Source organism: Stenotrophomonas maltophilia group sp. LNF247 (assembly GCF_054083135.1).
The window spans coordinates 130617-144956 of the sequence record NZ_JBSRQL010000001.1 but is presented as its reverse complement, the minus strand read 5'-3'; the positions used below and the strand labels follow the sequence as shown (position 1 = coordinate 144956).

Annotated in this window: 13 protein-coding genes; 8 read left to right on the top strand and 5 right to left on the bottom strand. The window is 68.4% G+C overall.

All coding sequences use genetic code 11. The features are described 5' to 3' along the window. Positions 1–4: 4 nt before the first annotated feature. Positions 5–478 (top strand): MerC domain-containing protein, encoded by a 474-nt coding sequence (locus ACTXG9_RS00640; RefSeq protein WP_021202312.1) that lies wholly within the window; start codon positions 5–7, stop codon positions 476–478. Positions 479–631: 153 nt separating this feature from the next. Here ACTXG9_RS00640 and ACTXG9_RS00635 read toward each other — a convergent pair whose 3' ends face one another. After that, positions 632–1534, bottom strand: coding sequence for a LysR substrate-binding domain-containing protein (locus tag ACTXG9_RS00635; protein WP_456115471.1), 903 nt, complete (start codon positions 1532–1534; stop codon positions 632–634). Between the two features lie 118 nt (positions 1535–1652). Between ACTXG9_RS00635 and dkgB the strand changes: the two genes are divergently transcribed. From dkgB to ACTXG9_RS00615, 4 genes are read left to right on the top strand one after another with little or no spacing between them, the layout of a single operon-like run. Then, positions 1653–2456: a 2,5-didehydrogluconate reductase DkgB gene (dkgB, locus tag ACTXG9_RS00630; protein ID WP_456115470.1), complete on the top strand. Its 804-nt coding sequence runs from the start codon at positions 1653–1655 to the stop codon at positions 2454–2456. 11 nt (positions 2457–2467) lie between these two features. Further along, a complete protein-coding gene (locus ACTXG9_RS00625; protein ID WP_456115469.1) occupies positions 2468–3415 on the top strand; it encodes a TIGR03571 family LLM class oxidoreductase in 948 nt (315 codons plus the stop codon). Between the two features lie 19 nt (positions 3416–3434). Next, the gene (locus ACTXG9_RS00620) at positions 3435–4373 is read left to right on the top strand and encodes a cyclase family protein (RefSeq protein WP_456115468.1); all 939 of its coding nucleotides are present in this window, start codon (positions 3435–3437) and stop codon (positions 4371–4373) included. After that, positions 4370–4693: a MoaF-related domain-containing protein gene (locus tag ACTXG9_RS00615; RefSeq protein ID WP_456115467.1), complete on the top strand. Its 324-nt coding sequence runs from the start codon at positions 4370–4372 to the stop codon at positions 4691–4693. Before ACTXG9_RS00620 ends, ACTXG9_RS00615 begins: the two co-directional genes overlap by 4 nt. Before the next feature lie 19 nt (positions 4694–4712). Here the strand turns inward: ACTXG9_RS00615 and ACTXG9_RS00610 are convergent, their stop codons facing one another. Continuing rightward, positions 4713–5666 carry a LysR family transcriptional regulator gene (locus tag ACTXG9_RS00610; RefSeq protein ID WP_180832511.1) on the bottom strand — a complete coding sequence of 318 codons (954 nt, stop codon included), beginning with the start codon at positions 5664–5666 and terminating at the stop codon, positions 4713–4715. Between the two features lie 106 nt (positions 5667–5772). Between ACTXG9_RS00610 and ACTXG9_RS00605 the strand changes: the two genes are divergently transcribed. After that, positions 5773–6516 carry an SDR family oxidoreductase gene (locus ACTXG9_RS00605; RefSeq protein ID WP_111098525.1) on the top strand — a complete coding sequence of 248 codons (744 nt, stop codon included), beginning with the start codon at positions 5773–5775 and terminating at the stop codon, positions 6514–6516. 117 nt (positions 6517–6633) lie between these two features. On the opposite strand, the gene ACTXG9_RS00600 is transcribed toward ACTXG9_RS00605, so the two are convergent. The 3 genes from ACTXG9_RS00600 to ACTXG9_RS00590 are packed head-to-tail and all read right to left on the bottom strand — an operon-like array spanning position 6634 to position 12124. After that, entirely contained in the window at positions 6634–9711 is a 3078-nt protein-coding gene (locus tag ACTXG9_RS00600) for an efflux RND transporter permease subunit (RefSeq protein ID WP_456115466.1), read from the bottom strand. After that, positions 9708–10880 carry an efflux RND transporter periplasmic adaptor subunit gene (locus ACTXG9_RS00595; RefSeq protein WP_197574948.1) on the bottom strand — a complete coding sequence of 391 codons (1173 nt, stop codon included), beginning with the start codon at positions 10878–10880 and terminating at the stop codon, positions 9708–9710. The genes ACTXG9_RS00600 and ACTXG9_RS00595 overlap by 4 nt, the downstream gene beginning before the upstream one ends. Continuing rightward, a complete protein-coding gene (locus ACTXG9_RS00590; protein WP_206621568.1) occupies positions 10877–12124 on the bottom strand; it encodes a TolC family protein in 1248 nt (415 codons plus the stop codon). The genes ACTXG9_RS00595 and ACTXG9_RS00590 overlap by 4 nt, the downstream gene beginning before the upstream one ends. Positions 12125–12186: 62 nt before the next feature. Here ACTXG9_RS00590 and ACTXG9_RS00585 point away from each other — a divergent pair, with 62 nt between their 5' ends. Together ACTXG9_RS00585 and ACTXG9_RS00580 are read left to right on the top strand one after the other, a co-directional pair. After that, positions 12187–12861: a response regulator gene (locus tag ACTXG9_RS00585; protein WP_456115465.1), complete on the top strand. Its 675-nt coding sequence runs from the start codon at positions 12187–12189 to the stop codon at positions 12859–12861. Then, positions 12854–14227, top strand: coding sequence for a sensor histidine kinase (locus ACTXG9_RS00580; protein WP_456115464.1), 1374 nt, complete (start codon positions 12854–12856; stop codon positions 14225–14227). The genes ACTXG9_RS00585 and ACTXG9_RS00580 overlap by 8 nt, the downstream gene beginning before the upstream one ends. Positions 14228–14340 lie beyond the last annotated feature (113 nt).

Sequence of the window (14340 nt, the reverse complement as noted above, 5' to 3'; positions counted from 1 at the left end):
CATTATGGACCATATCCCCACGACGCCCGCAAGGGCCTTGGCCCAGCCGCCAACTTCGGCACGCTGGCACCCCCGCTTCGATCTTGCCGGTGCCTGGCTGTCCCTGGCCTGCGCCGCCCACTGCATCGCCCTGCCCCTGCTGCTGGCCTTCGTGCCGGCAGCGATGATGGCGCTGCGCTCGTTCCAGCATCCCGGCCATGGCGCGATGACATTGCTGCTGATGATGTCGCGCTGGGAGTGGCTGTTCGCGCTGCTGGCCTCCTCGCTGGCCTTGGCGAGCACCTCGGCCGGGGTGCACCGGCACGGGCGCTGGCAGCCCCTGCGGCTGGCCTGCGCCGGCGCCATCCTGCTGCTGTCGGCCTCTCTGTATCTGCCGCTGAAGGAATCGCTGCTCTGGCATGGCGTAGCGACAGCCAGTGGTGGCGCGCTGCTGGCGTTCGCTCACATCGGCAACCGGCGGGCGCTGCGCAACCGCTAACACCGGCCGCAGGTCGGTTGGAACACGCCATCCACGCATGGCGTGGATCTACCGATGCGCTCGACGCAGCCAACGGTAGTGCCGGCCGCTGGCCGGCAGCTGCGGTGATCCGGCAGGTGGGGAAAGCCGGCCAGCGGCCGGCTCTACCCTTCTCTACTCGTCGAACGGTCGCTGTCCCAGCGTCTGCGTCACGTGGTCGACGAAACACGTGATGCGCGCGGCCAGCGCGGTGTTGCGGTAGTACACCGCATTGATCGGCTGCCGCACCTCCTGCGTCTGCTTGGCCAACAGCTGCACCAGGCGGCCCTCACGCCGATCCTGGCGGGTCAGGAAATCAGACAGGCAGGCGATGCCCAGCCCGCTTACCGCCATCTGCCGCAGTGTCTCGCCACTGGATGAAGCGATCGCCGGCGCGATCACGAAAAGCCCACCATCGGCATCGTGCAGCGGCCATTCGTTCAACGAACTGGGCTGGGTGAAGCCCAGCAGGTCGTGCTCGCGCAACTGCTCCACGCGCGTTGGCGTGCCGCGGCGGCGCAGGTACTCGGGGCTGGCCACCACGCGGATGCGGCTGTGGCCGATCGGCCGCGCATGCAGGGTCGAGTCGCGCAACACACCGATGCGGAACGCCACGTCGGTGCGCTTCTCGATCAGGTCGGTGATGCCCTCGTTGGAATTCAGCTCCAGCTCGACCTGCGGGTAGCGCTCGCGGAAGCCCTCCAGCAACGGCACGATCACGTGCAGCATGAACGGCGTGGCGGCGTCCACGCGCAGGCGCCCGACCGGCTGCAGCCGCCGCGCGGCCATCTGTTCCTCGGCCTCGTCCACCGTGGCCAGGATCGTGCGCGCGTACTCCAGGAGCGCCGCGCCTTCCTCGGTCAGCTCCAGCCGCCGCGTGGTCCGCCGCAGCAGCGTGGTCTGCAGCTTGTCCTCCAGCCGCGCCAGGGTGCGGCTGGTGGCGGAGATGGTCAGCTCCAGCGCCTCGGCCGCCGCCGTGATCGAACCACTGTCGACCACGGCCACGAAGGCCTTCAGCTCATCCAGGGTGGTTTTCATTTTTTACCTCGGCGCAAAAGCGTTTCCTGTATACACAGCTTAATCAACAAATGTAAAGCGCCCACACTTCGCCCTGTCCCGAGCCCACCGGCTCTCAACGAAGTCCCTGGAGTCCATCATGAGCCTTCCTTCCTTTGGCGTCGGCACCTTCCGCCTGACCGGCCAGACCGTCATCGACTCGGTGCGCAACGCCCTTGAGGTCGGCTACCGTGCGATCGATACCGCGCAGATCTATGGCAACGAAGCCGAAGTCGGCCAGGCCATCGCCGAATCCGGCGTCCCACGCGACCAGCTGTTCCTGACCACCAAGATCTGGGTGGACAACTACGCCGCCGACAAGCTGATCCCAAGCCTGCGCGACAGCCTGGCCAAGCTGCGCACCGACCATGTCGACCTGCTGCTGATCCACTGGCCGGCGCCGGGCAATGGCGTTGAACTGCGCGAATACATGACCGCGCTGGCCGACGCCAAGACGCTGGGCCTGACCCGCCAGATCGGTGTGTCCAACTTCAACATCGAGCTGACCCGGCAGGCCATCGAGGTGGTCGGTGCCGGCGAGATCGCCACCAACCAGATCGAACTGAGCCCCTACCTGCAGAACCCGGCACTGACCACCTTCCTGCAGGAACAAGGCATCACCGTCACCTCCTACATGACCCTGGCCTACGGCAAGGTGCTGAAGGACCCGGTGCTGGCCGCCATCGCCGGCAAGCACCAGGCCACCGTGGCCCAGGTCGCGCTGGCGTGGGCCCTGCAGCGGGGTTACTCGGTCATCCCGTCCTCGACCAAGCGCGAGAACCTGGCCAGCAACCTGCTCGCCCAGGACCTGCGCCTGGATGCCGATGACATGGCCGCGATCGCCGCGCTTGACCGCAACGGCCGCGAAGTCGATCCGCCGGGCCTGGCCCCGGCCTGGGACTGAGGCGCCTCGCCATGGGTAGTGCGTTGGCGCGGCTGCAGGCCGGTGGCTTCAGCATCGGCGTCGAAGCACCGCTGGACAATGACTGGACGCCGCTGGGCGAACAGGCACGACGCGCCGCGCGACGCCTGCCCGGCGAACCGGACCTGCAGCGCCATGCGGAACTGGCACGGCTAGCCGACCGCCTCGGCTTCCGTGCGCTGTGGGTACGCGACGTGCCCGTGTACGACCCGGCCTTCGGCGATGCGGCGCAGGTATTCGAGGTGTTCAGTTACCTCGGCTACCTGGCCGGCATCACCGAGCACATCCTGCTGGGTACCGGTGCGGTGGTGCTGCCGATCCGCGAGCCGTTGCTGACCTTGAAGTCGGCGCGCAGCGTGCAGCGGCTGAGCGGAGACCGCCTGCTGCTGGGCGTAGCCAGTGGCGACCGCCCGGTGGAGTACCCGCTGTTCGGCCGCGACTTCGACAGCCGTGGCAACCGCTTCCGCGAGCACATCGCAATGCTGCGCGAAGGCGCCGCCGCGCACCTGCCGCAGGGCCTGGACGTTCTGCCCGCGGATGGCCCGGCCCTGCCGCTGTTCGTGGCCGGCCTGGCCCAGCAGCAACCGGCGTGGATCGGCCAGCACATGGATGGCTGCCTGGCCTACCCGGGCACGCCACAGGACCATGCGCAGCGCGTGGCGGCCTGGCGCGCCGTGGCCGGCAACAAGCCGTATGCCAGCTTCATCCACCTGGACCTGGTGGCCGATGCTGATGCCCCCTTGCAGCGCTGGCGCTTCGGCCTGCGTGGCGGCCGCAACGCCCTTTTGGCCGAGCTGCACGCCATGCAGGCAGCCGGTGTCGACCACATCGGCCTGCAGTTCCGCCGCAATGAACGGCCGTTGGCCGAAACCTTCCACGAAATCGCCGAGTACGTGCTGCCGCACTTCCCGGCCCATGCCCTCGCCGCCGCGACGGTCTGACAGTTACCGGAGCTTTGCCATGAAGATGAAGACTCTGGCCGCGCTTGCGCTGGCCACCCTGCCGCTGTCCTTCCAGGCCACCGCCGAGGACTGGTATCCCTCCGCCTACGGCGCCGACGACGAGATCGGCGCGGCCAACCTGCTGACCGCCGACGTGGTCAAGCACGCGGTCTCGCTGGTCAGGACCGGCAAGACCTATCCGCTGGCGGTGCCGGTGGACAAGAACCTGCCCGCGTTCCGCCACCGCAGCTTCCGCCTGTACAACGTTCAGGTCGGCCAGCAGGCCGGCAAATCGCTGGGCCCCAACAGGTTCACCTTCAACGATGAACTGGTGAACGCCTGGACCGGCGTTGGCACCCAGCTCAACGGTATCGGCCATATCGGCATCGACAACGTCTACTACAACGGCAACAAGGCCGCCGACTTCGTCACCGTGGACGGTGTGCGCAAGCTCGGCGTCGAGAAGGTGCCGCCAATGGTCACCCGCGGCGTCGTGCTGGACATGACCGCGTACTACGGCAAGGCGATCGTGCCCGGTGGCACCGAGTTCACCGTGGCCGACATCCAGGCCGTGCTGAAGAAGCAGGGCCTGAGCCTGCGCAAGGGCGACGTGATGCTGTTCAACACCGGCTGGCTGGAACTGATCGGCAAGGACGACAAACAGTTCCTGGAAGTGGAACCGGGCATCGGCATGCAGGCGGCGAAGTGGCTGGCCGACCAGGGCGTCGTCGCCTTCGGTGGCGACACCTGGGCCTCGGAGGTCTACCCGAACCCGGACGGTGCCGAGGAATTTCCGGTCAACCAGTACATGCTGGCCAAGCGCGGCATCTACAACCTGGAGCTGATCGACAGCCGTGCGCTGGTGCGCGACAAGGCCTGGGAATTCCTGTTCGTGCTCGGCCAGCCGCTGTACGTCGGCTCGACCCAGGTCAACATAAACCCGGTGGCGATCCGATGAACGCGGCGTCCACCCTGCCACTGTTCGCCGGCCGCCGCTTCCGCGTCCGCTATGACGGCCTGGCTGCCGACAATGTCTACAGCGCCGATGGCCGCCACGTGCAGTACGCCATCGTCTCCGGCACCTATGCCGGTGCGCAGGGCGAAGCCGCCTGCGAGTGGCAGCAGATCAGCGACGGGGTCTATGCCATTTCGTGGCAGGAAGCCGATGGCGCTACGGTCGTGCATGTCGATGACTTCGCGTGCGGGCATTCGCTGGCCTGGTTCACCGCCACCGATGGCAGTTTCCATCGCATGCAGGGGCCGCTGCACGCGCTGTGATGCCGGCCAGCGGCCGGCACTACCCCCTGCGGTCGGACAGCTTCGCGTGCCGCTCCGGTAGTGCCGGCCGCTGGCCGGCAACCCCGGCCTGCTCGAACACCCCGGCCACCCAGTCGATGAACACCCGCAAGCGCGGCGACGGCGTGCGGTTGCGCGGGTAGACCAGGCTCAACGGGCTTGGGGTCGGCGGCGCGTCCGGCAACAGCTCCACCAGCTGCCCGCGCGCGATATACGGGTCCATCCGGTAGCGCGGAGCCTGGATGATGCCCAGGCCCGCCAGCGCGGCGCCGAGGAACGCATCCGCACCGGACACACGCACCCGCGCCGGCAGCGGCACGTAGCGTACCTGCCCGCCCTGCTGGAACTCCAGCGGAATCAGCTGGCCGGTGGCGCTGGAGCGATAGCCGACCATCTGGTGGCCGTCCTGCAGGGCATCGATGCTGCCCGGCGCGCCCCTGACCTGCAAATAGCTTGGCGAGGCCACCGTCACCTCGCGCAGCATCGTCAACCGGCGCGCCGCCAGATCGCTATCGGCCAGCGTCCCCACCCGCAACGCTGCATCCACGCCTTCGCGCAGCAGGTCGACATAGCGGTCGCCTTCGCTGACGTCCAGTTCGATCTCCGGGTAGCGCTGCAGGAAGTCCGGCAGCTGCGGAAACAGCAGGTGCCGGCCCAGCGTGCCGTGCACTTCAATGCGCAAGGGGCCGCGCGGCGGCGCGTCACGGAAGGCGGCCTCGGCATCGTCCATGTCGGCGATCAGGCGCAGGCAACGGCCATAGAAGGCCTCGCCTTCCAACGTCGGCACCACCAGCCGCGTGGTCCTGTGCAGCAGGCGCACGCCCAGCCGCTGTTCCAGCGCCTTGATCGCGTCGGTCACCGTGGCCCGCGGCAGGCCGAGGTCCTCGGAGGCCCGGGTGAAGCTACGGCGCTCGACGATACGGACGAAGGCGCGCATGGCCGTAAAGCGGTCCATTGTTCGGCTATCCGGATGATGTTGGCGGATTATGCAGGATTATCCGAACGTGCGATGGCGCGAACATGGCCCTGCGCCGCTCCGGCGTGTCCCAGTGGAAGCCACCATGACCCTCTCCCCCGCCCGCTCTGTCGCCCTGGTCACCGGCGGCTCCCGTGGCATCGGCGCCGCCATCTCCCGCCGGCTCGCCGCCGATGGCCACGCGGTCGCGATCAACTATGCAGGGCGCCGCGACGACGCCGAAGCCTTGGCGGCCGAACTCGACGCAGCCGGCGCGCAGGCCATCGCGCTGCAGGCCGATGTGGCCGATCCGCAGGCGGTCTACCAGCTGTTCAACGCCATCGAGGCCCGTTTCGGCGGCATCGACGTGGTGGTCAACAGCGCCGGCGTATTGCAGCTGGCGCCGCTCGCCGACACCGACGACGCCCTGTTCGAGCGGGTGATCGGCATCAACCTCAAGGGCGCCTTCAACGTGCTGCGCGAAAGCGCGCGACGGGTGCGCGACGGCGGGCGCATCGTCACGCTGTCCACCAGCGTGGTCGGGACCCGGCTGGAGAACTACAGCGTGTATGCGGCCAGCAAGTCGGCGGTGGAGACCATGGGCGCGATCCTCAGCAAGGAGCTGCGCGGGCGCAACATCACCGTGAACGCCGTGGCGCCGGGCCCGACCGCCACCGATCTGTTCCTGGATGGGAAATCGCCCGAGCTGATCGAGCGGTTGGCGAAGATGAACCCCCTGGAGCGGCTGGGTACGCCGGAGGACATCGCCGGTGCGGTGGCGTTCCTGGTTGGTGCCGATGGCGGGTGGATCAACGGCCAGGTGCTGCGCGCCAATGGCGGGATGGTGTAGTCCGCACAGGTGGCATCCACGCATGGCGCGACGCCCTTGTAGAGCCGAGCCCATGCTCGGCGGCTCTTTGCGCAAAGGCCAGAAGCAGCCGAGCATGCGCTCGGCTCTACAGGTAGGTCAGGCGATGCGCGCCTCGCGGCGGCGATGCACCCAGTAGTACAACGTGGGCAGTACCAGCAGGGTCAGCAGCATCGCCGACAGCAGGCCGCCGATCACCACCACCGCGAGCGGCTTCTGGGTCTCGGCACCGATCGCATGCGAGGTGGCCATCGGCAGCAGGCCGAACATCGCCAGCAGTGCGGTCATCAGCACCGTGCGCAGGCGCTGCAGCGAACCCTGCACCACGGATTGCAGCAGGTCCATGCCCTGCTCGCGCAGCTGGGCGAAGCGGCTGAGCATCACCACGCCGTTCAGCACCGCCTGCCCGAACAATGCAATAAAGCCGATTGCCGCCGACACCGACAGCGGAATGCCGGTCAGCCACAGGGCCAGGATGCCGCCGATCATCGCCAGTGGCACGTTGGCCAGGATCAGCGCGGCGCTGCTGATGTCCTTGAAGGCATCGAACAGCAGCACGAAGATGATCAACACCGACAGCGGAATCACCCAGGCCAGGCGCTTCATCGCACGCTGCTGGTTCTCGAACTCGCCGGACCACTCCAGCCGGTAGCCTTCCGGCAGCCGTACGCTGGCATCCACGCGCTTGCGCATGTCAGCCACCACGCTGCCCATGTCGCGGCCGGCGATGAAGATGCTCACGGCCTTGACGCGCTGTGCGTTCTCGCGCGAGATGTTGATCGCGCCGCTGGCCATGCGGAAATCGGCGACGTCGGACAGCGTCACCGTGTGGCCATCGCCGATGCCGACCGGGACCGTGCGCAACTGTTGCAGGTCACGGTCGGCGTCGTCCAGGCGCAGCGTGATCGGGAACCTGCGGTCACCTTCCCACAATTCACCGACCTGGCGCCCGCCCAGTGCGGTCTCGATCACCTCGTCGATGTCGCGCACGTTCAAGCCATAGCGCGCGGCGCGGTCGCGATCGATCTCGATCTGCAGCTGCGGCAATGAACCGTCACGGTCGATGAAGGCACTCTCTACGCCCTCCACGCTACGCACCTGTCCCAGGATCGCCTGCGCCTGCTGGTTGAGCACGTTCAGATCCGAGCCGCTGACCTTGATCACCACCTGGCCCTTGATCTGCGAGATGCTCTCCAGGATGTTGTCGCGCACCGGCTGCGAGATCGAGAACTCCGGCCCCGGAATGCGCTGCTCCAAGGTGCGCTGCAGATCGCTCACCAGCTGCCGCTTGTCCACGCCCTTCGGCCATTCCTTCTCCGGCTTCAACGCCACCAGCGCCTCGATCTGGTTGGCGCCCTTGGCATCGGAGCCGTCTTCCGGGCGTCCCAGCTTGGCCACCACCGTCGATACCTGCGGGAACGTGCCGACCAGTCCGCGGATGCGCCGCGACTGCTGCTGCGCTTCGGCCAGGCTGGTGCTGGGGTCTAGCGTGGCGGTCAGCCAGATCGAGCCTTCGTCCAGCTCGGGCAGGAACTCCGATCCCAGGCGGGTGCCCAGCGCCAGCGTGCCCACCAGCAGCGCGACTGCGGTCAGTACCACCGCACGCGGGCGGGCCAGTGCGCGCTCCAGGACCGGCCGGTACCAGCCGGTCAGGCGGTCCATCAGCGGATTGCCGTCGCGCATGCGGTCGCTCCGCAGCCACCAGTAGCAGAACAACGGCACCACGGCCAGCGCCAGGATCAGCGCGCCGATCAATGCCGAGGTCACCGAGTACGCCATCGGCGCGAACATGCGGCCTTCCTGGCGCTGCAGGGTGAAGATCGGGATATGCGCGGCGATGATGATCAGCATCGAGAAGAACGTCGGCCGGCCCACTTCCGATGCAGCTGAAAGAACGGTCGAGAACCGTGTCTTACGATCGGCCGCAGGGGGCAGCTTCGACAATCGCGAGACGATGTGCTCGGTCACGATCACCGCGCCATCGATGATGATGCCGAAGTCCATCGCACCCAACGACAGCAGGTTGGCCGGTACGCCCCACAGATGCAGGCCGAGGAAGGTCGACAGCAGCGCCAGCGGCATCATCGCCGCCACGATCAGCGCGGCACGGGCGTTGTACAGGAACAGCCACAGCACCAGGAACACCAGCACCGCGCCTTCCAGCAGGTTGCGGAAGACCGTCTTCAGCGTGGTCGAGACCAGCCATGAGCGGTCGTAGAACGGCTCGATGCTGACCCCGGCCGGCAGCTGGTTGGCCTCGATCTCGGCGATGCGCGCATGCAGCGCGTCGAGCACGTCGGACGGGTTCTCGCCCTTGCGCATCAGCACCATGCCGAACACCGCATCGTCATTGTCGTCCTGGCCGACCAGGCCCTGCCGGGGCAGCCCGGTATCGGCGATGCCGGCCAGGTCACGTACCAGGATCGGCGTTCCCCCGCGTTGCGCCACCACCACGTTGCCGATGTCGGCCGGCGAGCGCATCAGGCCCACGCCACGGATCAGGAACTGCTGCTGGCCGCGTTCCACGTAGCCGCCACCGGCATTCGAGCTGCCCCTCTCCAGCGCCTCGGCGAACTCACCCAGGCTGATGCCGCGGTCACGCAGCTTGTCCAGGTCCGGCTTGACCTGGAAGGTACGCGCGAAGCCGCCGAAACTGATCACATCGGCCACGCCCGGCACGGTGCGCAGGCTGCGCTCCATCGTCCATTCCTGCACGGTGCGCAGCTGGGTTGGCGTCATGTGCGGGCCTTTCAGCACATAGCGGTAGATCTCACCTACCGCCGAGCTCATCGCCTCCAGTTCCGGGGTCACCCCTTCCGGCAGCTCCACGCCCTGCAGGCGCTCCAGGACCTGCTGGCGTGCGAAGTAGTCATCGGCCTTGTCGTCGAAGGTCAGGATGATCATCGACAGGCCGAACTGCGTATGCGAGAACACCCGCACCGAATGCGGGATGCCGGACAACGCCACCTCCAGTGGCATCGTCACCTCGCGCTCGACCTCTTCGGCGGCACGGCCCGGGTGCAGCGACACCACGGTCACCTGGGTGTCGGATACATCCGGGAAGGCTTCCACCGGCAGTACGCGGAACGCGGCAATGCCGGCACCCATGAACAGCAGCAGTGCCAGCATCACCATCAATGGCTGGCGCAGGCAGTAGGCAATCAGGCGATCGATCATGGGGCGGCGTGCCCCGTGCCGGTGCTGGCGGCGGCCGGTGCGCTGTCCGCCAGCTGCTGCAGCAGCAGGCCGCCTTCTACCACCACCCTGGCGCCTGCGGCCAGGCCCTCACGCACCCACAGCCGGCCATCGCCCAGCTCCTCGGCATGCACCGCGCGGCGCACGAAGCGGCCCTTGCCCTCCTCCACGAACACCACCTGCTTGCCGTCGATCAACAACACGGCCGCATCGGGCAGCGAGACACCACCCTCGGCCGGCAACGCCACCTGGGCGCGCACGTACTGCCCCGCCTTGAAACCGCGTGCGCGGTTGTCCAGCTCGGCGCGCGCCTGCACCACGCGGCGTTCGCTGTCGACGAAGTCATCCACGTGCTGCAGGGTCGCCTGCAGCGGCTGTCCATCGGCCCCGGGCACGCTCACCTGCATGCCCGCCTTCAAACGTCCGGCCAGGCCCTCCGGTACATCCAGCTGCAACCACAGGCGGTCCGGATCGCCAATCACCGCCAATGGCCGTTCGCTGTCGGGGCTGACCGCCATGCCCGGGCTCATCCGCCGCTCCACCAGCACGCCATCGATCGGCGCGCGCAACGGCAGGCGCTGATCGACGTGCTGGCCATTGCCATAGGCCTTGGCGAAGGCGGTCGCACGCGCTTGATCGGCCTGGCTGCCGGCGAAATTGGCCTCTGCCTCGTCCAGTTCGCGGCCCGACGCCACACCTGCCGCATGCAACTCGCGGGTGCGCTCCAGCTCCTTGCGGGCCTGCTGCAGCTGGGCACGGCCGCGCACGCCCTCCGCCTGGGCTTGGCCGAATTCGGGCGAAGTGATCCAGGCGATCACCTGGCCCGCCTTCACTTTCTGCCCCGGCTGTGCCTCGATGCGCGCCACCTGCCCCGCCAACGGCGTGCGCAGCGCGCTGGAGCGCGTCTCGTCCCAGACCACCCGGCCCGGCAGCTGCAGGCTGGCGCTGGCGCCGGCGGTGACCGCCTCGCTGCGTAGCACGTCCAGCTGGCGGCTACCGGCAGGAAACTGGATCTGGCCAGCACTGACCGTCGGCCCGTCCTCGGTATACGGCGCCGGTTCGCGGCCGCAGCCGCCCAGCAGGGCCAGCGCCAGCAAGGCCGGCAGCACGGCCTGTCGCGCCTGCGGTCGATAAGCGACGGTGGACTTCATCGGGACTCTCCTTCAGCAACGGATGTGGCCGCTTCCCAGCGCGCCAGGGCAATGGCATGGTCGGCACGCGCATCGATCAGCGCCGTCTCGAAGTCGCGCCAGCTGCGGCGCGCATCCAGCAGATCGGTCAGGCTGGCGGCGCCGCGCCGGTACGCCAGTTCGATGCCCTGCACCGCCTTGCGTGCGGCGTCGGACTGCAGTCCCTCATAGTCGCTGCGGCGCTGTGCGGCGGACTGCGCGCTGGCCTGCAGCTGGTCCAGCTCGGCGCGTGCTTCGCGCTGCAGTACCTGCAGCTCCAGCGCGGCGCTGTCACGGTCGGCCTCGGCACGCTGGATCGCGCCGCGTGCACGTGACGGGCCGCCGAGCGGAATGGTCAATGACACTCCCCAGGTGACACCGCTGATGTCGGTCGGCTCGCGCTCAGCCTCCACACCCAGCTGGATGTCGCGATGGCGCTCACTGCGCGCCAGTGCCACACCGGCGTCGGCCGCGGCCAGGCGCGAACGTGCCGCGCGCAGATCGGCACGCTGCTGTGGGTCGAACGCACGCGTATCGACCCTGCCCGCGGGGTCTGGCCACGGATCATCGGCGCTGAGATCATGGCTGTCGTCGCGGCCGAGCAGCAGCCCCAGCGCATGCCGTGCATCGCGCAGATCCAGGGCCGCCTCGCGCGCCGCATCGGCCACCGCCAGGTCGTCCACTGCCAGCCGCGCGCGATCCACCGGCGCCATCGCCCCGGTGGCCACCTGCTTGTCCGCCGCCGCCATCTGTTCGGCCGAACTCTGGCGGTTGGCCTCGGCAATCTGCGCCCGCTCCTGCGCGCCCTTCAGGCCGAAATAGGCTTCATGCAGTGCCACCTGCTGCCGGCGCCGGATATCGAGCATGTCCAGCCCGGCCACTTCCAGCAGCGCATCGGCCTGGCGGATGCGCAATGCGCGCTTGCCGCCGCGCTCCCAGGTCCAGCCCAGGCCCACGGTGCTGTCCACCCGCTTGTCCTGCCAGCGTCCGGAGCCGATGCCATGCTTGGGGCTGATCTTGCTGGTGCCGATCAACAACTCGGTGGCCGGGCGCAACGCCGCCGTCTGCACATCGCCCTGCACGCCGCGCAGCTCCAGTGCCGCCGCACGCAGGTCCGGGTTGTGTGCTTCCATGGCGCGCTGCGCTTCCTGCAGGGACAGCGCCGAAGCGGTGGGCGCGCACAGAAGAGTGGCCAGCACGGCCGCAAAACGAGGGGAGAAATTCATGCACGTCACGGTAAGGTGATGCACTTGCGCCAAACTTGCCCCAACCTTGCACGAAGCTTGCAATGCGAATCCTGCTGATCGAAGACGACGCCGCGCTGGCCGATGGACTGATCCGCGCCCTGCAGGGCGCCGGCCATCTGTGCGACCACCTTTCGCGCGGCCTGCACGCGCCGGCGGCACTGGCCAGCGCGCCGTATGACGTGATGGTGCTCGACCTTTCATTGCCCGATGTCGACGGCCTCGACCTGCTCTCTCGCCTGCGCAACGACGGCGTCACCCTGCCGGTGCTGATCCTGACCGCGCGCGACGGTGTGGAGGACCGCATCCTCGGCCTCGACCGGGGTGGCGACGATTACCTGGCCAAGCCATTTGCACTCGGTGAGCTGGAGGCGCGCCTGCGTGCGCTGTCACGCCGCCGAAGCGACGCACCGGCAAAGAAGCGGCTGGGCCGGTTGTGCTTCGACAGCATCCGCAATGAAGTGCAGGTGGAAGGCCAGCGCATCGAACTGACCGCGCGCGAGCTGTCGCTGGTCGAGGCACTGATGCAGCATCCCGGCCGCACGGTTACCAAGCAGCGCCTGTTCGACGCGCTGTACAGCTGGGATCACGAGGCCAACCTGTCGGTGATCGAAGTGCATGTCAGCCGCCTGCGCCGCAAGCTGGAGCAGGCACGCGCCTGCGTCGGCATCCGCATGTTGCGTGGCCTGGGGTATCGGCTGGAGGCCGGGGGTGACTGAGCGCGTGCACAGCCTGCGGGGGCTGCTGCTGCGCCGCCTGTGGCTGCCCCTGCTGGTGCTGCTGCTGTGCAGCGCAGTCGGTTCGTTCGCGCTGGCCCGCTTCTACGCCGGCCAGGTCTATGACCGCTGGCTGCTGGACTCGGCGATGTCGTTGTCCGAGCTGGTGAAGGTGCAGGACGGGCGTGCCTCGATCGAGATCACGCCTGCGGTGTCGCGCATGTTCACCTGGGATACCGCTGACGAAGTGCATGGCGAAGTGGTCGACGCCGCGGGCGGGCGCCTGTATGGCGACCTGCCCGAAGCGCTGCCCCGCCCCGCGATCGCTGCCGGCAGCGACGATGCCGTCTACTACGACGCGCGCCTGCGTGGGCAGCCGGTGCGCATGGTCGAAGTCGTGGTCAGCGCCGGGCCGGGCCACGATATCCGCCTGCGCGTGGCCGAGACGCTGCGCAAGCGCCACCGCCTGGAGCGCAAGCTGCTGCTGGCCAGCATCCCGTTCCAGGCCGCGATCCTGGCGCTGGCTGCGTGGCTGGCCTGGTCCGGTACCGGCGCGGCTGCACGCCACGCCAACCAGGTGGCACGGCGGTTGGCCAGCCCACGCCCCGACCCGCTGGCGCCGCTGGAGCCGGCGCAGGAGGCGCCGCGCGAACTGTGGCCGGCGGTGGAGGCCTACAACGCCCTGCTGCAGCGACTGGACGCCATGCAGGCCGCGCAACGGCGCTTCGTCAGCAACGCCGCGCACCAGCTGCGCACGCCGCTGGCGGCAATGCAGGTGGAGCTGGAGAGTTCATTGCGCCAGCACGATCCGCACGCCCAGCAACTGGCGCTGTCCGGCACGCTGGCCGGGCTGGCGCGGCTGCAGCACCTGGTCAACCAACTGCTGATGCTCAGCCGATCGGAAGATCCACAGGGCAGCGCACTGCCGCTGCAGCCGCTGGATCTGGCCGCGCTGGCGCGGGGCGTGGTCGAGCGCTACGCCGACCGTGCGTTGGCTGCGGGCGTGGACCTGGGTTACGACGGACCCGACGACGGCGTGCAGGTGCAGGGCGATCCACAGCTGCTGCGCGAGGCACTGGGCAACCTGCTGGACAACGCGCTGCGCTACGGCGCCGTGCCCGGCGTGATCACCCTGGGACTACAGCGGGATGCCGAGGGCGTGCAGGTGTGGGTGGACGATGACGGTACAGGCATCGCCGAAGCCGAACGCGCGCGCGTCACGGAACGCTTCTACCGGGCGAGCAGCGAGGGCGACGGCTGCGGGCTGGGGCTGGCGATCGTGGCCGAGATCGCGCAGCGGCATGGCGCGACCTTGATGATTGATACCGCCCCGATCGGCGGTGCGCGGGTGGGGTTGCGGTTTCGCTGACCTTTGTCGAATTGCCCTTGTAGAGCCGAGCCCATGCTCGGCTGCCGTTGACGCGATACCTGAGCCGAGCATGGGCTCGGCTCTACAGGTTCAAGGTCAGCCGTGAAGCGTGC

Bases quoted from the DNA above. Each gene is read 5' to 3' on its own strand.
- ACTXG9_RS00640 (WP_021202312.1), top strand. From the start codon at position 5: ATGGACCATATCCCCACGACGCCCGCAAGGGCCTTGGCCCAGCCGCCA.
- ACTXG9_RS00635 (WP_456115471.1), bottom strand. From the start codon at position 1,534: ATGAAAACCACCCTGGATGAGCTGAAGGCCTTCGTGGCCGTGGTCGAC.
- dkgB (WP_456115470.1), top strand. From the start codon at position 1,653: ATGAGCCTTCCTTCCTTTGGCGTCGGCACCTTCCGCCTGACCGGCCAG.
- ACTXG9_RS00625 (WP_456115469.1), top strand. From the start codon at position 2,468: ATGGGTAGTGCGTTGGCGCGGCTGCAGGCCGGTGGCTTCAGCATCGGC.
- ACTXG9_RS00620 (WP_456115468.1), top strand. From the start codon at position 3,435: ATGAAGATGAAGACTCTGGCCGCGCTTGCGCTGGCCACCCTGCCGCTG.
- ACTXG9_RS00615 (WP_456115467.1), top strand. From the start codon at position 4,370: ATGAACGCGGCGTCCACCCTGCCACTGTTCGCCGGCCGCCGCTTCCGC.
- ACTXG9_RS00610 (WP_180832511.1), bottom strand. From the start codon at position 5,666: ATGGACCGCTTTACGGCCATGCGCGCCTTCGTCCGTATCGTCGAGCGC.
- ACTXG9_RS00605 (WP_111098525.1), top strand. From the start codon at position 5,773: ATGACCCTCTCCCCCGCCCGCTCTGTCGCCCTGGTCACCGGCGGCTCC.
- ACTXG9_RS00600 (WP_456115466.1), bottom strand. From the start codon at position 9,711: ATGATCGATCGCCTGATTGCCTACTGCCTGCGCCAGCCATTGATGGTG.
- ACTXG9_RS00595 (WP_197574948.1), bottom strand. From the start codon at position 10,880: ATGAAGTCCACCGTCGCTTATCGACCGCAGGCGCGACAGGCCGTGCTG.
- ACTXG9_RS00590 (WP_206621568.1), bottom strand. From the start codon at position 12,124: ATGAATTTCTCCCCTCGTTTTGCGGCCGTGCTGGCCACTCTTCTGTGC.
- ACTXG9_RS00585 (WP_456115465.1), top strand. From the start codon at position 12,187: ATGCGAATCCTGCTGATCGAAGACGACGCCGCGCTGGCCGATGGACTG.